Origin of the sequence: Streptomyces sp. NPDC102402 (assembly GCF_044765765.1) — a bacterium.
Classification (GTDB): Bacteria; Actinomycetota; Actinomycetes; order Streptomycetales; family Streptomycetaceae; genus Streptomyces.
Map to the genome: position 1 here is coordinate 214,358 of NZ_JBIWKR010000006.1, position 18,345 is coordinate 232,702.

Annotated in this window: 17 protein-coding genes; 7 read left to right on the forward strand and 10 right to left on the reverse strand. The window is 69.3% G+C overall.

Features of this window, described 5'->3' with window-relative positions; all coding sequences use genetic code 11:
* Positions 1 to 4: 4 nt before the first annotated feature.
* The 3 genes from ACIRJR_RS20155 to ACIRJR_RS20165 form a co-directional block, all read right to left on the reverse strand.
* On the reverse strand, positions 5 to 1,255 hold the full coding sequence (locus ACIRJR_RS20155) for a sugar ABC transporter permease (protein WP_403782367.1): 1,251 nt from the start codon (positions 1,253 to 1,255) through the stop codon (positions 5 to 7).
* Positions 1,252 to 2,199 (reverse strand): ATP-binding cassette domain-containing protein, encoded by a 948-nt coding sequence (locus tag ACIRJR_RS20160; RefSeq protein WP_403782370.1) that lies wholly within the window; start codon positions 2,197 to 2,199, stop codon positions 1,252 to 1,254. Before ACIRJR_RS20160 ends, ACIRJR_RS20155 begins: the two co-directional genes overlap by 4 nt.
* Positions 2,200 to 2,266: 67 nt before the next feature.
* Positions 2,267 to 3,334 carry a sugar ABC transporter substrate-binding protein gene (locus tag ACIRJR_RS20165; RefSeq protein WP_403782373.1) on the reverse strand — a complete coding sequence of 356 codons (1,068 nt, stop codon included), beginning with the start codon at positions 3,332 to 3,334 and terminating at the stop codon, positions 2,267 to 2,269.
* Positions 3,335 to 3,659: 325 nt separating this feature from the next.
* On the opposite strand from ACIRJR_RS20165, the gene ACIRJR_RS20170 reads away from it, so the two are divergent.
* Both ACIRJR_RS20170 and ACIRJR_RS20175 read left to right on the forward strand, forming a co-directional pair.
* Positions 3,660 to 4,448, forward strand: a complete 789-nt coding sequence (locus ACIRJR_RS20170) for a DeoR/GlpR family DNA-binding transcription regulator (RefSeq protein ID WP_403782854.1) — start codon at positions 3,660 to 3,662, stop codon at positions 4,446 to 4,448.
* A 657-nt stretch (positions 4,449 to 5,105) separates the two neighbouring features.
* Positions 5,106 to 5,951, forward strand: a complete 846-nt coding sequence (locus ACIRJR_RS20175) for an inositol monophosphatase family protein (RefSeq protein ID WP_403782376.1) — start codon at positions 5,106 to 5,108, stop codon at positions 5,949 to 5,951.
* Positions 5,952 to 6,410: 459 nt separating this feature from the next.
* Here ACIRJR_RS20175 and ACIRJR_RS20180 read toward each other — a convergent pair whose 3' ends face one another.
* The gene (locus tag ACIRJR_RS20180; protein ID WP_403782379.1) at positions 6,411 to 6,701 is read right to left on the reverse strand and encodes a cupin domain-containing protein; all 291 of its coding nucleotides are present in this window, start codon (positions 6,699 to 6,701) and stop codon (positions 6,411 to 6,413) included.
* A 347-nt stretch (positions 6,702 to 7,048) separates the two neighbouring features.
* On the opposite strand from ACIRJR_RS20180, the gene ACIRJR_RS20185 reads away from it, so the two are divergent.
* Entirely contained in the window at positions 7,049 to 7,273 is a 225-nt protein-coding gene (locus tag ACIRJR_RS20185; protein WP_403782382.1) for a hypothetical protein, read from the forward strand.
* 332 nt (positions 7,274 to 7,605) lie between these two features.
* Here the strand turns inward: ACIRJR_RS20185 and ACIRJR_RS20190 are convergent, their stop codons facing one another.
* Positions 7,606 to 8,049, reverse strand: a complete 444-nt coding sequence (locus ACIRJR_RS20190; protein WP_403782385.1) for a VOC family protein — start codon at positions 8,047 to 8,049, stop codon at positions 7,606 to 7,608.
* A 195-nt stretch (positions 8,050 to 8,244) separates the two neighbouring features.
* Here ACIRJR_RS20190 and ACIRJR_RS20195 point away from each other — a divergent pair, with 195 nt between their 5' ends.
* Together ACIRJR_RS20195 and ACIRJR_RS20200 are read left to right on the forward strand one after the other, a co-directional pair.
* Positions 8,245 to 8,658: a hypothetical protein gene (locus ACIRJR_RS20195; protein ID WP_403782388.1), complete on the forward strand. Its 414-nt coding sequence runs from the start codon at positions 8,245 to 8,247 to the stop codon at positions 8,656 to 8,658.
* Between the two features lie 448 nt (positions 8,659 to 9,106).
* Positions 9,107 to 9,985 (forward strand): oxygenase MpaB family protein, encoded by an 879-nt coding sequence (locus tag ACIRJR_RS20200; protein WP_403782391.1) that lies wholly within the window; start codon positions 9,107 to 9,109, stop codon positions 9,983 to 9,985.
* A 377-nt stretch (positions 9,986 to 10,362) separates the two neighbouring features.
* On the opposite strand, the gene ACIRJR_RS20205 is transcribed toward ACIRJR_RS20200, so the two are convergent.
* Together ACIRJR_RS20205 and ACIRJR_RS20210 are read right to left on the reverse strand one after the other, a co-directional pair.
* The gene (locus ACIRJR_RS20205; protein WP_403782395.1) at positions 10,363 to 11,601 is read right to left on the reverse strand and encodes an McrC family protein; all 1,239 of its coding nucleotides are present in this window, start codon (positions 11,599 to 11,601) and stop codon (positions 10,363 to 10,365) included.
* Positions 11,594 to 13,696 (reverse strand): McrB family protein, encoded by a 2,103-nt coding sequence (locus ACIRJR_RS20210; RefSeq protein ID WP_403782398.1) that lies wholly within the window; start codon positions 13,694 to 13,696, stop codon positions 11,594 to 11,596. The genes ACIRJR_RS20205 and ACIRJR_RS20210 overlap by 8 nt, the downstream gene beginning before the upstream one ends.
* A gap of 89 nt (positions 13,697 to 13,785) precedes the next feature.
* On the opposite strand from ACIRJR_RS20210, the gene ACIRJR_RS20215 reads away from it, so the two are divergent.
* A complete protein-coding gene (locus ACIRJR_RS20215) occupies positions 13,786 to 14,244 on the forward strand; it encodes a hypothetical protein (RefSeq protein ID WP_403782401.1) in 459 nt (152 codons plus the stop codon).
* Between the two features lie 426 nt (positions 14,245 to 14,670).
* On the opposite strand, the gene ACIRJR_RS20220 is transcribed toward ACIRJR_RS20215, so the two are convergent.
* From ACIRJR_RS20220 to ACIRJR_RS20230, 3 genes are all read right to left on the reverse strand, one after another.
* Positions 14,671 to 15,675, reverse strand: coding sequence for an NADP-dependent oxidoreductase (locus ACIRJR_RS20220; RefSeq protein ID WP_403782404.1), 1,005 nt, complete (start codon positions 15,673 to 15,675; stop codon positions 14,671 to 14,673).
* A 137-nt stretch (positions 15,676 to 15,812) separates the two neighbouring features.
* Positions 15,813 to 16,868: an aldo/keto reductase gene (locus ACIRJR_RS20225; protein ID WP_403782407.1), complete on the reverse strand. Its 1,056-nt coding sequence runs from the start codon at positions 16,866 to 16,868 to the stop codon at positions 15,813 to 15,815.
* A gap of 56 nt (positions 16,869 to 16,924) precedes the next feature.
* Positions 16,925 to 17,617 (reverse strand): SDR family oxidoreductase, encoded by a 693-nt coding sequence (locus tag ACIRJR_RS20230; RefSeq protein WP_403782410.1) that lies wholly within the window; start codon positions 17,615 to 17,617, stop codon positions 16,925 to 16,927.
* Positions 17,618 to 17,732: 115 nt separating this feature from the next.
* On the opposite strand from ACIRJR_RS20230, the gene ACIRJR_RS20235 reads away from it, so the two are divergent.
* Complete coding sequence (locus ACIRJR_RS20235; RefSeq protein ID WP_403782413.1) at positions 17,733 to 18,293, forward strand: DUF6262 family protein; 561 nt, start codon at positions 17,733 to 17,735, stop codon at positions 18,291 to 18,293.
* Positions 18,294 to 18,345: the final 52 nt, after the last annotated feature.

An 18,345-nucleotide genomic window follows, 5' to 3' on the forward strand; every position in this document is an offset into this window, starting at 1 on the left:
GCCCTCAGCCCCTTCCGTGTGCCTGCCGCGAGCGGCGGGCGGCGGAGTCCAGGGCCACGGCGACCAGCAGCACGCAGCCCGTGATGATGAAGCGGTACGAGGAATCGAGGTTGAGCAGGGTGAGGCCGCTGGAGATCGACTGGATGACGAGGACGCCGAGCAGGGCCGCGAACGCGGAACCACGGCCGCCGAAGAGGCTGGTCCCGCCGATCACCGCGGCGGCGATGGCGTTGAGGTTCACGTCCGCGGTGCCGGTGCTCTGGTTCGCCGCCGCGAGGCGGGCGGCTGCCAGGACCCCTCCGGTCGCGGCGAGGGCGGAACACATGACGAACGCCGCGGTGTACACGCCGCGTACGTCGATACCGGCCCGCCGGGCCGCCTCCGCGTTGCCGCCCACCGCGTACAGGGACCGTCCGAACCCCGTCCGGGTGAGGACGTAGTGCAGGACCAGGACCAGTGCGACGAAGAGCACGAACATCCACGGCACACCGCGGGTGCGGTTCAGGTAGTACACGGCGAACAGCAAGGCCACCGCCAGTACGAGGGCCTGCGCCGCCAGCCACCGGGGAGAGACGGACGACAGCCCGGCGCGGCGGCGGGCGCGTGCGCGGGCCAGACCGGCTCCGAGGAAGCCCCCGGTCGCCAGGAGCACCAGGGCGTAGGCCACGGCCTCGGGGACGAACCACACCTGGGCGAACTTCACCAGGCCCGAGTCGTACGGCAGATTGATGGCGTTCTGGCCGCGCAGGAGCCAGAGCTGGGTGCCGAGGAACGCCAGCAGGCCGCCCAGGGTGACGACGAAGCTGGGCACACCGAAGCGGTTGAGCCCCTGCCCGTATACCCAGCCGATCAGCGCGCCGACGCCGGCCGCCACCAGGATCGCCACCCACACCGACTGTTCGTGACGGACCATCACCACGCCCGTGATCGCGGCGGCGACACCGCTCACGGAGCCGACGGACAGGTCGATCTGGCCGACCAGCAGAACGCACACGATGCCGAGCCCGATCACCCCCAGCGGCACCATGTCGAAGGCGAGGTTCACCAGGTTGGTGCTGGACAGGAAGGTCCGGTTCAACGACTGGAAGATCGTCCAGATCACCACGACACCGGCGACGACCGGCAGCATGCCCAGATCGCCGCCCCGGGCCCGGCGGACGGTCCCGCGGACGCTGTCGCGGAAGCCGTGCCGGAGCGCCGGCGGCTCGTCCCGCAGGTCGGTGGCCGCGGCCACCGGGGAACCGAGAGAGGTCACGGCTGTTCCCCCTCCTTTCGAGAGCTGGCCGCGCGGCGCGCGGCACGCCGCGTCACGGCGTTGTCGGTGGCGCCGGTGATCGCGGCGACGACCTCCTCGGAGGAGACCTCCCGGACATCGAACACACCGTTGTTGCGGCCGAGACGGAGCACCGCCACCCGGTCGGCGACCGCCCGGACGTCCTCCATGTTGTGGCTGATCATGACGACGCCCAGCCCGTTGTCCCTGAGCCGTTCGATGAGGTTCAGCACCTCGGCGGTCTGCGCGACACCGAGGGCGGCCGTCGGTTCGTCGAGCAGGATGACCTCCGGCCGTCCGAGCAGCGCCCGTGCGATTGCCACCGTCTGCCGCTGACCGCCCGAGAGCGCGGCCACCGGGACGTCGAGCGAAGGGATCCTGGCCCGCAGCTCACGCAGCAGCTCCCAGGACCGCTTCTCCATGGCGACGTCGTCCAGCATCCAGCGGCGGAGTTCCTGCCCCAGGAAGAGATTCGCCTTGACATCGAGGTTCTCGCACAGCGCCAGATCCTGGTAGACCGTCGCGATGCCCAGGGCGTGCGCGGCCCCCGGAGAGTCGAACGAGACCTCTCTGCCGTGGAAGGCGACGGTCCCCGCGTCGGGGGAGTGGACCCCCGAAAGGACCTTCACGAGGGTGGACTTCCCGGCACCGTTGTCCCCGACCACCGCGACCACCTCGCCGGCCGCGACATCGAGGTCGATCCCGCTGAGCGCGGCGACCGCGCCGAACTGCTTGCTCACACCCCTCAGCGAGAGGACGGCGGTCCGGCCGGTCCCGCTGCATCTGCCGGCCGTGTCGCTCCCGTATGTCCCGTCGCTCCCGTATGTCCCGTCGGTCGCGTCGTGCCCGTCGTGCCCGTCGCTCGCGTCGCACCCGTCGCTTCCGTCGGCTCCCGGCGACGTACCGGGGATAGCGGAGCTGGTCATGGCCCCCCTCTCGCTTCCACTCTCACGCTGGTTGTCCGGCTCCCTCTCCGGTACGAGCAGGACGCGGCTACTCGATGCCCAGACTCCGGCAGTCGTCGGCGTACACGCGGGTGCAGACGTCCTCGGCCTCGAACACCCCGTCGGGGCCGAAGACGACCTCCTTGACGTTCTCCCGCGTCACCACGGTCGGTTCGAACAGTTGGGAAGGCGTGTCGAAGAGGGTCGAGTCCGCCTCGGGCTTCTCCCCCCTCATCAGCCGGTGGGCGGCCTCCGCCGCCGCTTCCGCGACCGTCTTGATGGGCTTGGAGATGGTGTTGTACTGGTCGCCCGAGACGACGCGCTGGACCGCCGCCAGCTCGGCGTCGTTCCCGGTGACCGGCGGGACCTTCACCTCGGCGCCCTTGAAGGCCGCGATCGCCCCGCCCCCCGTGCCGTCGTTGGCGGCCACCACACCGGCGATCCGGCCGGAGTGCTGGGCGATCTGCCCGCTCACCCACTGCTGCGCCTTCTCCGGTGACCAGTCCGGGGTGTCGTACTCGGCGAGGAGATCGAACCCACTGCCGTCGACGGCCTTGTGGATGCCCTTCTTGATCAGCCCGGCAGCGGCGTCGGTCGGGGAACCGTTGACCTGGAGCAGCCCGCCCTTGGCTCCCGTCTTCTCGAGGTGGTCGACCAACGACCGGCCGATCGACTCGCCGATCGCCTCGTTGTCGAACGAGACGTAGAAGTCCGCGGGCTTTCTGGAGACCGGACGGTCGTAGGCGATGACCTTGACGCCCTGCGAATGTGCCATCTGCACGATGGTGGAGGCCGAGTCGGAGTCGACCGGGTCCAGCACGATGACCTTGGCTCCCTGCGCCATGGCGGAGTTGGCCTGTTGCTGCTGCAACGACGCGTCGCTGTCGGCGTTCTGGTAGATGACCCCGCACTCCTGGCAGAGCGCACGCATGCGCTTCTTGAACAGCGGGGCGTCGTACTGCTCGTACCGGGTGGAGGCGAGGTCGGGCATCAGGAACGCGACCTTGCCCATGCCTCCCGCGTCGCCGGAGCCGCTGGTGGAGGGCTCCTCCGCACACGACACGAGCGTGCCCAGGGCGAGGACGGCGGTGAGAGCGAGACGGGCCGGGCTTCTCATGTTCCACTCCCTACGCAGGGGGACTGAAGGCAACGCTCAGGAAACTCAGATGTTTCATTTGTGTCAACGGACCGCAGTAATTGAACAATTGCTGTACGGCTTCTCCGGCCTTCGATGTGCGTTCGGTGTACGAGAACCGCGATGCGGGACGGGACGCCCTGCCGACGGTCATCGCCCCGGAGGGCGGCGACAGCGGCGGCAGGTGCATGGATGACCCCTCCGGAAGGAGTGACGGACGAGTTACACGGGGTCAGGTCCGGGATGTTCACTTCACAGAAAATGAACAGGAGCTCTTATGGGACCGGAGGACCGGCAGCCGGCCGACATGAGCGGCAGGAAACCCCGCGAACGCAGGGAGCAGATCAAGGGCCGCGTCGTCGACCGGGGGTTCGTCCGGATCGAGCAACTGGCCGACGAGCTGGGCGTGACCGCCATGACCATCCGCAGGGACCTCGACTATCTGCAGGACCGGGGCTGGCTGAGGAAGGTCCGCGGCGGTGCGACCGCTCAGCCTTCGACCGCCTTCCACGGAGACGTCCGCCACCGTGCCCGTGCCATGGCGGAGGCGAAGGAGGCCATCGCCCGCGCCGCCCTGCCGCTGGTCAGGCCCGGGCAGGCGGTCGTCATCGACGACAGCACGACCGCTCTCGCGCTCACACGCCTCCTGGACCGGCACGCCCCGTTGACCGTCATCACCAACTTCGGGCCCGTCACCCAGGCGCTGGCCGACAGTCCGGGCATCGAGCTCATCTCCCTGGGCGGCACCTACTACCCCGCGTACGACGCCTTCCTCGGCCTGCGCACCGTGGACGCGGTGACCAGTCTCAGCGCCGACACCCTCTTCGCCTCCACCACAGCCATCACCCGGGGGCACTGCTACCACCAGTCGCAGGAGACGGTGGCGGTGAAGCGGGCCCTGATGGAGGCCTGCGCGCGCAAGATCCTCCTGGTCGACCACACGAAGTTCCGCCGTCGCGGCCTCTACCAACTGGCCCCCGTGTCCGCCTTCGACCTCGTCATCGTCGACTCCGGCATCCCGGCCTTCGACCTCGACGCACTCCAGGCCGGCGGCGTGGAGGTACTCGTGGCCCGCCCGGAACAGCCCCGGTCATAACAGCTCGGAGGCACCGGGCGACCTCGCGCACCGGGCGACCCGCGTACCCGGAAACCCGGGCGCCGGCAGCGGCGCGGCTGCCGGACCGGCGGGTACCGGCCCCGGAGCGTCCGCACCGGGCGCCCCTCGGCCGGTGAACCGCCGGCCACCGGCCCGGCTCACGGCGCCGATTCTCCGCGGGGGCGTATCCGCCCGACTCTCCCGGTACGCCGACCGGTCGGCCGATGCCGGCCCGGCTCCGTAGCCCGGCGCGGAGGGCGCCCTTCTGCGTCGGCGTGAGGGCACGGAGGAGGGCCGGAGGGAGTCCTTGCGCAAGGTTCCGACTGCGGGGCCGAGGAGCGCCGGACAGCGGATGCGTAGGCGCCGGAAGCTGCGGAGGCAGGTGATCGTCCGCTCAACGACCCGACGACGGGCACCGAAGTCGGAGCCGTGCGGGACACAGCGCCGGGTGATCGCGGGGCTGATGCCTGGCCCGGACAGGGGCGGCGGTACGTGTCATGACCTCAGGATCCGCTCCGAAGGACGCGCCGATCCCCGCTTCGGTCTACTCCAACCCGCCTGCAGCATCATCTGCCTGCGCCGACTCCGAACGTCGCCCAGAGCCGGCCGGTTGAAGGAGGTGCACATTGGTGTTGGAGGTCGTGACAGGCTCACCGGATGGATCACACATTCGACGCCCCTCCCGCTGATCGAGAGCTCCTCGACTTCGCTGTCGACTTGGCCGCGCGGGCCGGCCAGGTGTCCGCGCAGGGCTTCTTCGGAACGTGGGGAAGCCGCCGTAAGGAGGACGGCAGCGAGGTCACCGAGATCGACCTCGCAGTCGAAGAGCTGGTCAGGGACGAGCTGGCCCGCCGTATGCCGGAGGACGGCATCTACGGTGAGGAGAAGGGCTCGACCGCCGGGGTGTCAGGGAGACGTTGGATCATTGACCCCATCAACGGCACCACGTCGTTCACCCGCCGGTGGCCACTGTTCTCGAACGACATCGCCTACGAGGACGAGCACGGTCCCGCTATCGGGGTGATCAACATGCCCATGAGCCGACAGATGGTCGTAGCCGGACGGGGCCTGGGCTGCTGGGTGCTGACCGGGGAGAGCCCGGCCCTGAAGTCGGGCCACCGCGCCCGAGTCACCAGGCGGGCCAGCGCGCGCGGAGCGAGGACTCAGGCACTCAATCCGGCCGGCTGGCCAGAGGAACTCCTCACCGCTCTCCACCGCCAGGTGTTCCTGATGGCGTCGATGGGGTGCATCGTTGACCTCGTCACCGGTCGTGCGGACGCCGTCGTGATCGCTGGCCCGCCCATGGGTTACGAGGACGTGGCCCCCATGCCCGTCATCGTGTCGGAAGCCGGCGGCCGGGTGACGGACCTTGGTGGCGGACCCGTGCTGGCGGGAGACATGACGGTGCTGGCCACCAACGGCCTACTCCACGAAGCCATCCTGGCCCTGGTCAAAGGTCTGCCGCACAGACGCGACCTGTACGCCCTCGACGACGGTGTCTAACTCGACAGGGTGCCGACGCTGAAGTCCATTACGAAGCGGTCGGTTGGACCGGCAGCCACACGTGCTCCAGGGTGACATCGAGGCGGCTGAACATCGGCGTACCGGCGGCGTGGCTGCACGGACGAGGTGCTCCGGGACGTCGCCGACGACCAGGTGGGCGGAGCCCTCATCACCGACACGCGGGTGGGACACGTCTGCAATCCCTACGACGCTGGGGGCCGACGCCTTCCTCACCATGCCCGAGGAACGGGACCGGATGCGGGGCCGGCACGCCGACCGGCTGTCCAGCCTTCCGTCAGGAGCGTGACGCCTCGCACGTCCCCATCCGCTCCCGATGCCGCCGGAAGGCACGCACTGCGAGTACCTCCCGGCGCTCTTCCAGGACTTCCCGCCCGACAGCACCCACCGCGCCCGTTGCCGTCCCGGCAAGAAGCGACCCTCCCGAGGCCGATGGGGCGTCTACTGGAGCTTGAGCTCGATCTCGACGAAGGAGAGCGGAGCATTTCCGGCGTTGACGACTTCGTGTTCACCGCCGGCCGGGCGGGCGTAGGACTCACCGGCACGCAGTTGCGAGGGGGTGACCGTGCCGTCCGGAGTGATCACGTCGGTCCGGCCGTCGGTGACAGGGACGACCACGTAGGCGTATGCGTGGACGTGCCGGCCTGTGCTCTCTCCGGGCGCGAAGTCCCAGCGCGTGACGCACACCCGCTCGTCCTCGAACTGCTTGCTTGCCCGCGCAGTGGTCGTCATGGAACTCCTCCTCGTGCCGAATCGACGCACCGGTAGCGGCAACGTCCCAGGTCGCAGGGTAGTTCGTGCCTCGTCCGGCTCGGTTGTCGGGCGCGCCGACGGCTCGCAGCGTTGACGAAGGGCCGTGCGGACCAGGGCCGTTGAGAGGATCGTGGTGGAACAGCGGGCAGCGGCGATGATCAGGCATCCCCTCAGGTAGTCGGGAAGAGAGACGGTGTAGTTCCACCGTTTCACGGTCAGATGAGACACACGTCGCACACGCCTGTTCAGGGCGCACATGGGTATATCGCTGCCGTTGCGGACACGTCTGCCGGACGGCCGCTGATCACCCGTGGAAGGTGCGAGCGATGACCGATGACTTCCCCTCACCCACCCTCGAACCCGTAGCTACGTTCTGTGGGAGCTGCAACTGCGGGTGCCCGCAGCTCTTCGTCGACCCCGATGCGGAGGAGGACCGGCGCGTCGTCATCACCGACGACTTCGGCCAGCGCGTCCAGATGAGCGCCGACCAGTTCGCGAACCTCGTGTCCGACGCGAAGGCCGGCAAACTGGACGCGGTCGCGATCGCCTGAGAGTCGGGGAGGCCGGAGGGCAGGACGGCACCCGGGGCGGATCGGTCAGGGTCGTTCACGATGACGGTTCGACCGCCCGTGCGATCCTGACCGCGTCGGCCATGGGTGCACACATCGTCAGCCCTGACCGCCCGAGCCTCCTGACGAACGGTGTCCAGGCGTCCAGGCGTCCAGGCGTCCAGGTGCCCCGGCGTCCTCGCACGATACGGACCGAACGGTCTCGGTGGCCGGGCGGTGCGTCGGTCGATCCGGGCAGTCTCCTGGTCGGGCCCACGGAGCGACGGAACCGTCATGCCGACCGCCGACCGCCGACCGCCGACCGTCAGACCCGGTCAGCCGCCGTCTCTCTTCAGTTCCTCGGCGAGCATCACGAGGATGCCGCTGGGGCCACGGACGTACGTGAGCTTGTAGACGTCCTCATAGGTGGCCACGCCGCGAAGCGGGTGGCATCCGTGCCGTGCGGCTGTCTCAAGGGCCTGGTCGATGTCGTCGACCGAGAAGGCGACCCGGTGCATGCCGATCTCGTGAGGGCGAGTGGGCTCCGTCTCGACGGCCTCGGGGTGGATGTACTCGAAGAGTTCGAGACGACCGTGGCCGTCCGGCGTCTGGAGCATCGCGATCCTGGCGTGATTGCCATCAAGGCCGACGGCGGTGTCGGTCCAGTCACCACTGACCGTGTCCCGGCCGATGAGCGTCAGGCCGAGGTCGGTGAAGAAGGAGATCGCCGCGTCGAGGTCCCGAACGGCGATGCCGACGTTCTCAAGTTTGATGGCCATGCGTTGCATGCTAACGAGCCGGGCCGGGCGGGTGCTTCCGGCACGCACGCAGCCGGAAGCGGTCTTCCGCCGTGGAGCGAAGCCGGCACGGCTGAGCGTGCTTCGGGTGCGCTCGGGCATCCTGATCCGGCTGACGGTCTCCATCGACGACGTCGGAGCTTCACGGCCATGTGAGACCGGTGCGATGATGCGTACGTGGTGACGGATGCCGAGTGGGACCGGACGCGCAGGGCCCTGCGCTTCGGGCAGGTCTTCGAGGGCACCGTCGTGAACGTTCCTCGGCCAGGAGCCATCGGGATCTTCGTGGACATCGGTCTGAGCGTCGGAGGGTTCGTCGACGTCCTGTTGCTTCCGGAGCAGGGTGAGGACTGGCCGGAGGTGGGCACGGTCGGCGAGTTCGAGGTCTGGTGGGCCGACAGCGGTCGGCAGATCCGGCTGAAGCCTTCCGATTCGCGTTACCTGTGCAGCGACTTCGCGGACTTCGTGGACCGCTGGCGACCCGGTTGGCCTTCCGACATCGGCTGTCCCGTACGTGACGCAGGGGCACCGTCCCCTGATGAGGTGCAGGTCGTGCTTCGATCTGACGGGCCCCCTGTCGATTCCTCATGAGTCGCAGGGCGCTCGGCGTCTGGGTGAGAGCCAACCGGGCCGTGTGACCCCGTGGACGATCGAGTGAATTACCAGGTTCCTTTGCCTGAGGGCGCGCGCCCCAGGTCCGCGGAAGTGTCCGGTCACCTCACCTCGTTCCAGGGCCATGACCTGAAGTGATTTCCGCTGTAGGGGCCGTGCGGTGGTGGGGGTTTCCACCGGCGTACCTGGCTGGCGACCGGGACCGGCCGGAGGCGCTGCGCGACCTCTTGACGGCAGAAGCGGATCTTCCTGAGGAGTGCAGAGGGTTCAGTCCTCTGCACTCCTCTGTTGTCGAAGGAGCAACTTGTCCGACGAGTGGCGGGCGCGTCGCGTCGTGCGGATCATGAGATGAGGGCTTCCGGTTCTTTCTCGGCGGCCGGGCCGGTTCAACTGCGAGATCAGGGCGGCAGAGTCGCGAGGAGCGCTTATGGCTGTTCTCCCGAGTGCATTCGAAGCGTTGCGTGAGCGTGCTGGCGAACTTTTGTTCGAACGTGTTGCCGGTCCGGAGGGCCCCCGCAACAGAGACGCCATACACAACACGCCTGGCCCCCGATGGTTCCCGACGGACAGCCCGGTGCGCCGTGTTCACGCGGACAGCGCGATGTTCATCGGCGGACTGTCGGCGCTGCTCCTGCAGTCCCTCCATCCCGCAGCCATGGCCGCGGTGTCCGCCCACTCGGGATTCAGGGGAGACCCCTGGGGGCGGCTTCAGCGCACCAGCACCTTCCTCGCCACCACGACGTACGGCACGGTCTCGAGTGCGCGGTCCGCCTGCGAACGCGTTCAGGGCGTGCATGCGCGCATCCAGGGAGTGACCGACGAGGGTGTTCCGTACCGCGCCTCCGATCCGCACCTGCTGGAGTGGGTGCACGTGGCCGAGACCGAGAGCTTCCTCCGGGCGCACCAGACGTTCGGGGTCCGGCCCCTCACGGACCATGAGTGTTCCCGGTACGTCGCGGAAATGGCTCGCATAGCCGAGGCCCTGGGGGTCGTCTCCCCGCCTCGGTCCGCTCAGGCGCTGGATGCACGCCTGGAGGAGTACCGAGCGGAGCTGCGATGTACGCCGCAAGCGCGGGAGACCACGCGATATTTGCTGCTGCGCCCACCGATACCTGTGCTCGCGCTGCCGTTCTATGCAGTCCTGGCGAGCAACGCTGTCGCCCTCCTGCCCCGCTGGGCGGCCAGTGAACTGAGCCTTCCGCGATGGGGGCCGGGCGAGCGATGGTTGCTGATGCCGACCGGTCGAGGGGCTACGGGTCTGATCAGGTGGGCGATGCGCGAGCCCGCGAGAGGGAAACGGTCCTGAGGGTGCCTTGGAGCCGCCTGAACGCCTGCTCCGGTCGTCGCGTGCGAGCGAGCTCACGTGTCCGCCTTCCTCAGGCGTCCAGGGACCATCGGCGTGTGATGGCGGCGTTGTCGGCGACGTTCCGTACCTACCGACACCCGATGCCAGCAAGCATCACCAAGGCTGCACGCGTCCTGGACGCCGGTCTCTGGAACGCAGCTTGAGGTGGTCCTGTCCGCCTGTTTCTTCAGACTGGTGGCCTTCACCTCAAGACCTGCGGCGGGGAGGTGCGGGCTCCCCACCCGTAACTCTGTTCACCCTCGGCGCTGTTGTGGATGACACCCGGGACAAGGCGGCGGCCATCGTGGTGCCGGCATCGAGCATTCAACCGGTGGTGGTCAGTGCAGCACTGAGCCGATCCAGTCCGTCGCCTGCTCCGGCGTCGTGCGGGTGTCGACGCCGAGGACGTGGATGGTGCCCAACAGGCCGTTGGGGCCCCGCACCTGGAGGATTCGCTGGGCGTGACCGCCCGTACGGGGATGGACGATGACCGCGATCGGGGATTCGGCGGGTCCGTATCCGCCGCCGTAGGTGAGGAGCTGGTGGACGTCGTCCGCACTCACGCCGTGCCGGTCGTAGCGCTTGTACTTGGCGTCCACGGGCAGCAACCTGCGGTGCGCCGTGCCGCGCTCCGGGACGCTGAGCAGCAGGTCGGGCCGGAAGGCCGAGGCGTTGCCCAGGTCTCCGCGGACGGTGATACCGGCGCCTTTTCCGCCGGGTACGGCGTGGCCGCCGCGGGGGCCGACAGCCTCGGTGCCGAGGCGCCGGACGACGGCTTCCCAAAGCGCGGGCATCCTGAGCAGAAGACCGTCCGCCGTGGTGCCGCGGTCGGTGAGCAGGTCGCTCACGCCTCCGCCGCCGAGCAGCAGGCGGGCCCAGCCATGGGCGGGGCGGTAGCGGGCGTTCAGACGGGTGTAGTGGATGCGGTCCAGAGCGCGGAGTGCCGCCGCGGGGGTCGGCGCCTGAGGGAAGGCGCGGGCGATGTCGCGCAGGGTGCGTGCCAGGTCGGGGTTCGTGGTGAGACTGAGTGCAGCCTTCAGCGCGCTCCCCAGAACGCGGTTGTCCCAGATGTCCGCCTCCCGTTCGAAGGTGCGCATATGCAACTGGTCCAGTTGCCCGTAGCGGCGGGTGGCCTGGGCGGCGAAGTCCAGTCGTCCCCGGAGTGCCGACTCGACACTCCGACGGCGGACGTAGTCCCGGCGCAGCCCTTCCCGCAGCAGCCGCTCGCACTGTTCGAGCAGGGCGGCGGCGACCAGGTCGGCGTAACCGTCGGGGCCGGTGGTCCAGCGCCTCGCCGTCGCCGGGACGGGCGTACCGAGGGCATAGGCGAGCCAGCTCATGAGCTGCTCTCCCGGGATGGCGAACTTGGGGGAGATGACCACGCGGACACGGTCCAGGACCAGAACGCCGACGGTCGCGTCGGCCTTGAGACGCCAGCCGGTGCGCTCCCTGGTCAGGGTGAGGCAGCCCCGTGTCTGAAGAGCCCGCAGACGGTCGATGTCCCGTGGAGTGAGTTGGCCGGGTTCCAGTGGGGCGGACTCGTACTCACCGAGAGGGACCTGGACGCGGTCAGGCATCCGGGCCGGGAGCGCCGCTGGTGAACTCGGTCGCCAGCGCGTCCGGCAGGTCCTGCGGGGACATGAGGCGGGCGCGCCCTGTGTCGGCGTCGACCAGGTCGCCGAGGATGAGGTGCAGCAGTTCCGCCCGGCCGAGGCAGTAGTCCTCCAGGAGCGGGACCACCTCGTGATGGAAGGCCGCGGCAAGGTCCTCCTCGGTGGTGATGGGTTCACCGTCACGCAGCAGGTAGGCGTGCCCGATCTGGTGGTCCGCGTCGAGATCACGGGCGATACGGCTGTTGAGGGACTCGAGGAACGCGGCCAGGTCCAGGGGGCCGACCGCGCCGGAGACGGCGTCCGGGTCCGGGCCCACGGGCAGGAAGGCGAAGCGGCGGCGGACCGCGGCGTCCAGGTGGCTGATGCTCCGGTCGGCCGTGTTCATGGTGCCGATGACCCGGACGTTCGGCGGGACGGAGAAGCGTCGTCCGCTGACGGGCAGGGAGACCGGCAGGTTCCGCTTGTCGAGTTCGAGGAGCGTGATCAACTCGCCGAAGATACGCGGCAGGTCACCACGGTTGATCTCGTCGACGACCAGCAGGAACGTCTGGTCGGGATGAGCGGCCGCACGGCTGCACAGGCTGTGGAACAGGCCGTCCGTGAGCGCGAGGGTGAGCCCGGCGCCGGTGGCGCTCAGGTCCGGCTTGAAGCCCTCGACGAAGTCCTCGTAGCCGTAGGACGGATGGAAGGTGACCATGCCGACCCGGTCACCGTGCAGCATCTCGGCTTGCGCCTGGGAACGGTGGCGGGCGTCGGCACCGAGCGCGTCCGCGCGACCGTCAAGGGCGAGGGCGGCGCCGAGCGCGAGGCGAGTCTTGCCGGTACCGGGCGGCCCGTGGAGGATCACTTGTCCCTTGCGTTCCAGGGCGTCCAGCACGACCTGTATGTCCTCGGGCAGCGCGACCGGCGTGGTCTGCGGTGTTGTTCGGACCACGTCCGTACCGGAAGCGCCCTGGGGTGCGATGAGCTTCGCGAAGAGGGCCGGGTCGACCTTGGCGAAGGTGGACCGCCACTGCTTCGGTTCCGACAGCTTTCGCGCGTGCGACAGGTCCCAGTCCACCGGGACGACGTGCTGGAACTCGGGCCGGTCCGGTTCGAAGCGGTAGCTCCCGCTGACCGTGCCGATGGCCAGGACCTCGCCCACTCCCCGGTTGGCCACGATCCGGTCGCCGTCCTCCAGGTCACGGAAGGCCATCAGCCGACGAGCGAGGGTCAGGCTGCCCCCGCTGCTGCGGGGCCAGTTCGCGTCCAGGGACTGCTTGAGTTCGGTGTCGTTCTGGTAGAGGCCGAGGTCTCCGAGTCGGTCCCATCCGACCCGGATGACCGCGTCCGCTCGGCACTCCTCCCACAGGCGGCCGCGCTCGCCGGGCGCGATCTTCCAGATGACGCGCTGCCTGGGCCGCGGGTCGAAGTGCGCGTACAGGAAATGCATTACTTCGTGCTTGGTCCAGCCCTTGAACTCCGGGCGAGACGGGACCAGTTCCAGCAGGCGGCGATTCCTCTCCCAGGCCGGCACGTCGCCCTGCGCCGAACCGCCCAGCAGAGTGACGAACCGGCGCAGGTGCTCTCCCGCATAGATGGGAAGAAAGTGCTGCGGGTAGTAGGCGGCCAGGGACTTCGTCACCAACGCCGGTCCGAAGCGCAGCACTTCGAGGTCACCCAGCGCCTCGAAGTCTCCCGCCCGGACGGCGTCGAAGGCCCGCACGAACTGTCCGCGCAGTTCCGCCCAGGCGTCCTGGGGGTCCATGCCACGCAGAGGAGCGGCCAGCCGCCACTCGCCAGAGACGTGGTGGTACATGATGTGCTTCGCGGCACTGCCGCCCTTGATGCTGCCCAGGTGCGGAGTGCCGAACTCCATCAGCCGGCAGTACGTTGGCCCCGATCCGGGCGGCGCGGCCTGCCCGAGGGCGTAGCGCTCCAGCGGCAGCTCCGCCCAGTCCTCCAGCGGAAACTGGGACAGCACCTGCTTGCGCTCGTCCTCGGCAGCCGACTCGGCGTCAGCCACGGCGGTCCGGTCGAACTCGGCCGCAGCTGTGCGCACATCCACCCCGTTCGTCATGGGGGCCATGATGCCGGACGGCGAGACAGAGGTCTCCGCGGCCGGAAAAGTCGGTGCATCGCCTGCGTGTGGGCCACAGTGCTGGAACCATGGCCCAGCACCGCGAGGTCGGTTCTCGGGCGGCCCGCACGACGGCGATGGGAGAGACCGTGCAGGACTGGATCTACATCCTTAATCCGAACAAGGACACCCTGGACGGGGAGCCCTCCGACAAGGAGACCGTGCGCCGTCTCGCCCATCAGGACCCCGAACTCGACCTCTGGCTCAGCCGGCGCAATCGCATGAACCCGGGGGACCGGCTGTGGTTCTTCTTCAGCCGGCCCCAGTCGGCAGTCGCCGCGGTGGCCGAGGTGGACGCAGAGCCGGAAGAGGACCCTGCCGACCCCGACTTCTCCTACCGGGTGGACGTGACCCTCCTGCCCGGCCCCACGGATGCCCTGTACGCCAATCCCGTGAGCCGGGACGAGCTGGAACTCGGCCAGGTGCGGTCCGTGCAGAAGGTCAAGCCGGGAGCGCTGAAGACTCTGCTGGCGAGGGCCGGTCTCTGACGTGACGTTCGCGCGCGGGTCGGCTACCAGGGTTCCGGCACTCTCGGCCGGTGGCCACGGCTGGAGAAAGTGCAAAGCGGTCCGATAAGCCCAGGTCACGAAGGGTGTTCTCCGCGCGAGCGGAGGTGAACCGCCGTCCAGGCCGAGCCCACCCCGGTCACCACGGTGCTCTCCGCGCAAGCAAACGAGCGATCTCCCGGTACAGCGCCCGCGGACCCGCCGTCGACCGGGCAACCTGCAAAGCCACCAGCAGCATCACCATGCTGTCAGCCGACCCTTGACAGCACCCAGCCCCGCCCCAACTGAACGGCGTTGGAACTGGACGGTGCGCTCATAGCTGGGGTCTGGAGTGGTGTGGCGGGGGAGTGGGGTGTGCAGGGACTCTTGGTGTCAGAGGTGACTGGCCCCTGGGGCTCGTTCCCGCCCTCACATCATCGCGACGACAGCCTTGCCGGCCTTCGGTCGTCCCTTCTCCACGTACTCCATCGCCTGAAGTGTTTCGTCGAAGGGGAAGACGCGGTCGACGACGGGGCGGATCTTCCCTGCGTCGATGAGGGGGGTGAGTTCGCGCAGTTGGTCGCCGCTGGCCTTCATGAACAGGAACGAGTACGTCACGCCGTGGCGCTTCGCGCCGCGCCGGGTCGTGAAGCTGAGGGCGGTCATGGCCAGGCGGAGGATCGGGTTCACGCGGAGTTCGCGAGCGAAAGCCGGGTCGGGCGGGCCCGCGACGCTGATGGCCGTTCCGCCGGGCTTGAGCACGCGCAGGGACTTGGCGAGGTTCTCGCCGCCGAGGCTGTCGAGGACGACGTCGTAGCCTTCGAGGAGCTCTTCGAAGTCCTGCGTGCGGTAGTCGACGACGATGTCCGCGCCGAGGCCCTTGACCAGGTCGACCTTGGTGGTGCTCACCGTGGTGGCCACATGGGCGCCCAGCGCTTTTGCCAGCTGGACGGCGATGGAGCCGAGGCCGCCGGCCCCCGCGTGGATGAGGACCTTCTGGCCCGGTTGCACATGTGCCCGCTCGACCAGTGCCTGCCATGCGGTCAGGGCGACCAGAGGAAGGGAGGCGGCCTCGGCCATGGTGAGCGTGGCGGGTTTGGGTGCCAGGTCGTCCTGGTGAACAGCGATGAGTTCGGCGAAGGTGCCGATGCGATCCTTTTCGGGCCGGGCGTAGACCTCGTCGCCCACCGTGAAGCGGGTGACGGACGGGCCGACCCGGACGACCGTCCCGGCGAGGTCGTTGCCCAGCACGAGCGGGAGACGGTAGGGCATGAACGCCTTGAAGTCGCCGTCGCGGATCCGGAGGTCCAGCGGGTTGACGCCCGCCGCGTGGATTTTGACCAGGACGTCGTCGGCACCCACCTGGGGGTCGGGAATCTCGGCGGCGCGCATCCCGGCTCGGTCGCCGTAGTTCTCGACCATGAAAGCCTTCATCGTCGTCTCCGTTCTGATTCCGCCCGTGGAAGGACGGGGGTCTCCACTCGCCCCGGGCTTCTCCCAGTACGAGACAGTTTGTGTTGTTCTCGTGGCTGTGGGCGCAGGCGCACTGTGTCCTCGGCCGCGCTCACCCCTCAGGCGACCGGCATGACCGGGGCGGTGATCCGGTCAGCGGCGCCTCCTTGCAGGCGGTCGAGGGAGGCGGCGGTCCCGTCGTGGGGCGCGCCGAGCGGTACCGCGCTGACTTCGGCCAGGCGGGTGTACTGCGCGTCGGTCAGCTGTACGTCGAGGGCGCCGAGGTAGCTGTCGAGCTGGGAGAGGTTGCGCGGGCCGATGATCGGGACGAGCGTGGCCACGGAACGGGCTGCACGCTCGCGCACCCAGGCCACCGCCACCTGGGCGGGTGTCACCCCGGTCTCCTCGGCGACGGCCAGGACGGTGTCGACGACGGCGGTCTTCTGCCCGGTGTCCTCGGTGTGGATGACCATGCCCAGATCGCTGAGGCGCCCCTCGTCGGAGCTGCGGTACTTGCCGGTGAGTAGTCCGCCGCCGAGCGGGGACCACAGGGCGGCCCCCAGTCCGAGGCTCTCGGCCATGGGCAGGAGTTCGCGGTCTGCGGTGCGTTCGACGAGGCTGTACTCGTGCTGGATGCCCACGATCGGGGCCCAGTTCTTCAGGTCCGCGAGGGTCACGGCGCGCGAGACGCGCCAGGCGGGGAAGTTGGACAGCGCGGCATGGTGGATCTTGCCGGCGCTCACCAGGTCGTCGAGGCCGCGCAGGAGCTCCTCCATCGGAGTGAGCTCGTCGGGGAAGTGCACCCACAGCAGGTCGATGTAGTCGGTGCCCAGGCGCTTCAGGCTGGCCTCTACGGAGGCGACCATGTTCTTGCGGCTGTTGCCGGTCCTGGAGATGTCCGGCTGGGGGGAGGCGCCGAGGGCGAACTTCGTGGCCAGGACGAAGTGGTCGCGGTCGGCGGAGATCAGTTTCCCTGTCAGTTCCTCCGACTCGCCGAACTGGTAGCCGTCCGCGCTGTCGAGGAAGGTGCCGCCGGCCTCGGCGAACCGGTCGAAGATCCGGCGTGCCTCGTCCGGCTCGGCGCCCGCGCCCCAGCCGGTGCCGAAGTTCGCGGTGCCGAGCGCGTACTCGGAGACGCGCAGGCCGGTCCGGTGTCCGAAGGTCGTGTAACGCATCAGGTGTCCTTACGTACGTGAGGTGGGAATTCGGTCGCGCCGGGGAGGGGGTTGCGTCAGCCCGCGTTCGGCTGAGGTGCCGCGGACAGACTCTGCTTGACGTACCGGCTGGCCTCGTCGGCGAGGATCTCGGGCAGGCCGGTCTCGATGCCGTGAAGGGCCTGGGCCGCGACATCGGCTGCGGCGACCTTCTGATCGGCGGGCACATCGGCGGCCATGTCGGTGTCCATGTAGCCGACGTGCAGCGCCGAGACGGTGATCCCGCGCGGCGCCAGCTCCTCACGGGTCGCGTCGCTCAGCGCCCAGGCGGCGGCCTTGGAGGCCGCGTAGGAGCCGAGGGCGGCCGGGTGGAACCAGGACAGGGCGGACAGGACGTTGAGTACGGCGCCGCCGCCGTTGCCCTCGATGACGGGGGTGAAGGCGCGGGTCGCGGCGAGCGGGCCGAAGAAGTTGGTCTCCATCTCCCGGCGTACCTCCTCCACGTCGCCTCCGATCAGCGTCGCGCCGGTGGAGATGCCCGCGTTGTTGATCAGCAGCGTCGCGTCGGACGCCACACGGGCGGCCTCCTGTACCGACGCCTCGTCCGTGACGTCCAGCCGCAGCGGGATGACGCCCGGCACGTCGACCGTCCCGGGGCGTCGAGCCGCGCCGTACACCTTCGCCCCACGCTCCACGAGCTGGGCGGACAAGTGTCGCCCCAGCCCCCGGTTGGCACCGGTGACAACCGCGACCGCGTTCTTCAGTTCCATGCCGGCTCCTCGTCCTGGCGGGCGCCGTCGGCCACCCGCAGTAAATTAGATTATGCATCCAATCTAAACACGGGTCTATGATAGATGCCAGTCGACATCCATTCGGGAGGTGGTCATGGGCCGCGTATCGCAGGCACAGGCGGAGGAGAACCGCCGGCGGGTGGTGGACACCGCGTCCCGGCTGTTCCGGGAGCAGGGGACGCAGGTCAGCGTCGCCGACCTGATGAAGGCGGCCGGTCTGACCCACGGCGCCTTCTACAAGCAGTTCGCCTCCAAGGAGGCGCTCGTCGACGAGGCCATCGCCCAGGCCTTCGCCGAGCTCGCCCGACGCCACGGTGCCGGGCTCGAGCGCTACGACGGGGAGCGCGAGGCCGCCCAGCAGGCGCTGATCGGCACGTACCTCTCCGTCGAGCACCGCGACGACCCGGCGGACGGCTGCCCGGTCGCCGGGCTCGCCACCGATGTCGCGCGCGAGGGCGGTGAGCGCGAGGCCCGTCGCGTCTACACCCAGGGCGTGGCCGACTTCGCCGGCTTCCTCGCCACCGACGACCAGGACGGCATCGCCCGCCTCTGCACCCTGTTCGGCGCGCTGGTCCTGTCCCGGGCCACGAAGGGCTCCCCGCTCTCCGAGGAGATCCTCGCCGCCGCCCACGCAGCCTTGACGGAGACCGGCTGAACGGGGGCACGGTGCGGGTGTACGCCGCCGGCACCCGTGGGTGACAAGGTGT

Excerpts from the sequence above, each read along its gene's own strand:
- ACIRJR_RS20215 (WP_403782401.1), top strand. The coding sequence starts at position 13,786 with ATGGCCCAGCACCGCGAGGTCGGTTCTCGGGCGGCCCGCACGACGGCG.
- ACIRJR_RS20225 (WP_403782407.1), bottom strand. The coding sequence starts at position 16,868 with ATGCGTTACACGACCTTCGGACACCGGACCGGCCTGCGCGTCTCCGAG.
- ACIRJR_RS20235 (WP_403782413.1), top strand. The coding sequence starts at position 17,733 with ATGGGCCGCGTATCGCAGGCACAGGCGGAGGAGAACCGCCGGCGGGTG.
- ACIRJR_RS20175 (WP_403782376.1), top strand. The coding sequence starts at position 5,106 with ATGGATCACACATTCGACGCCCCTCCCGCTGATCGAGAGCTCCTCGAC.
- ACIRJR_RS20210 (WP_403782398.1), bottom strand. The coding sequence starts at position 13,696 with ATGACGAACGGGGTGGATGTGCGCACAGCTGCGGCCGAGTTCGACCGG.
- ACIRJR_RS20190 (WP_403782385.1), bottom strand. The coding sequence starts at position 8,049 with ATGGCCATCAAACTTGAGAACGTCGGCATCGCCGTTCGGGACCTCGAC.
- ACIRJR_RS20200 (WP_403782391.1), top strand. The coding sequence starts at position 9,107 with ATGGCTGTTCTCCCGAGTGCATTCGAAGCGTTGCGTGAGCGTGCTGGC.
- ACIRJR_RS20205 (WP_403782395.1), bottom strand. The coding sequence starts at position 11,601 with ATGCCTGACCGCGTCCAGGTCCCTCTCGGTGAGTACGAGTCCGCCCCA.
- ACIRJR_RS20165 (WP_403782373.1), bottom strand. The coding sequence starts at position 3,334 with ATGAGAAGCCCGGCCCGTCTCGCTCTCACCGCCGTCCTCGCCCTGGGC.
- ACIRJR_RS20170 (WP_403782854.1), top strand. The coding sequence starts at position 3,660 with ATGAGCGGCAGGAAACCCCGCGAACGCAGGGAGCAGATCAAGGGCCGC.
- ACIRJR_RS20230 (WP_403782410.1), bottom strand. The coding sequence starts at position 17,617 with ATGGAACTGAAGAACGCGGTCGCGGTTGTCACCGGTGCCAACCGGGGG.
- ACIRJR_RS20185 (WP_403782382.1), top strand. The coding sequence starts at position 7,049 with ATGACCGATGACTTCCCCTCACCCACCCTCGAACCCGTAGCTACGTTC.
- ACIRJR_RS20160 (WP_403782370.1), bottom strand. The coding sequence starts at position 2,199 with ATGACCAGCTCCGCTATCCCCGGTACGTCGCCGGGAGCCGACGGAAGC.
- ACIRJR_RS20220 (WP_403782404.1), bottom strand. The coding sequence starts at position 15,675 with ATGAAGGCTTTCATGGTCGAGAACTACGGCGACCGAGCCGGGATGCGC.
- ACIRJR_RS20180 (WP_403782379.1), bottom strand. The coding sequence starts at position 6,701 with ATGACGACCACTGCGCGGGCAAGCAAGCAGTTCGAGGACGAGCGGGTG.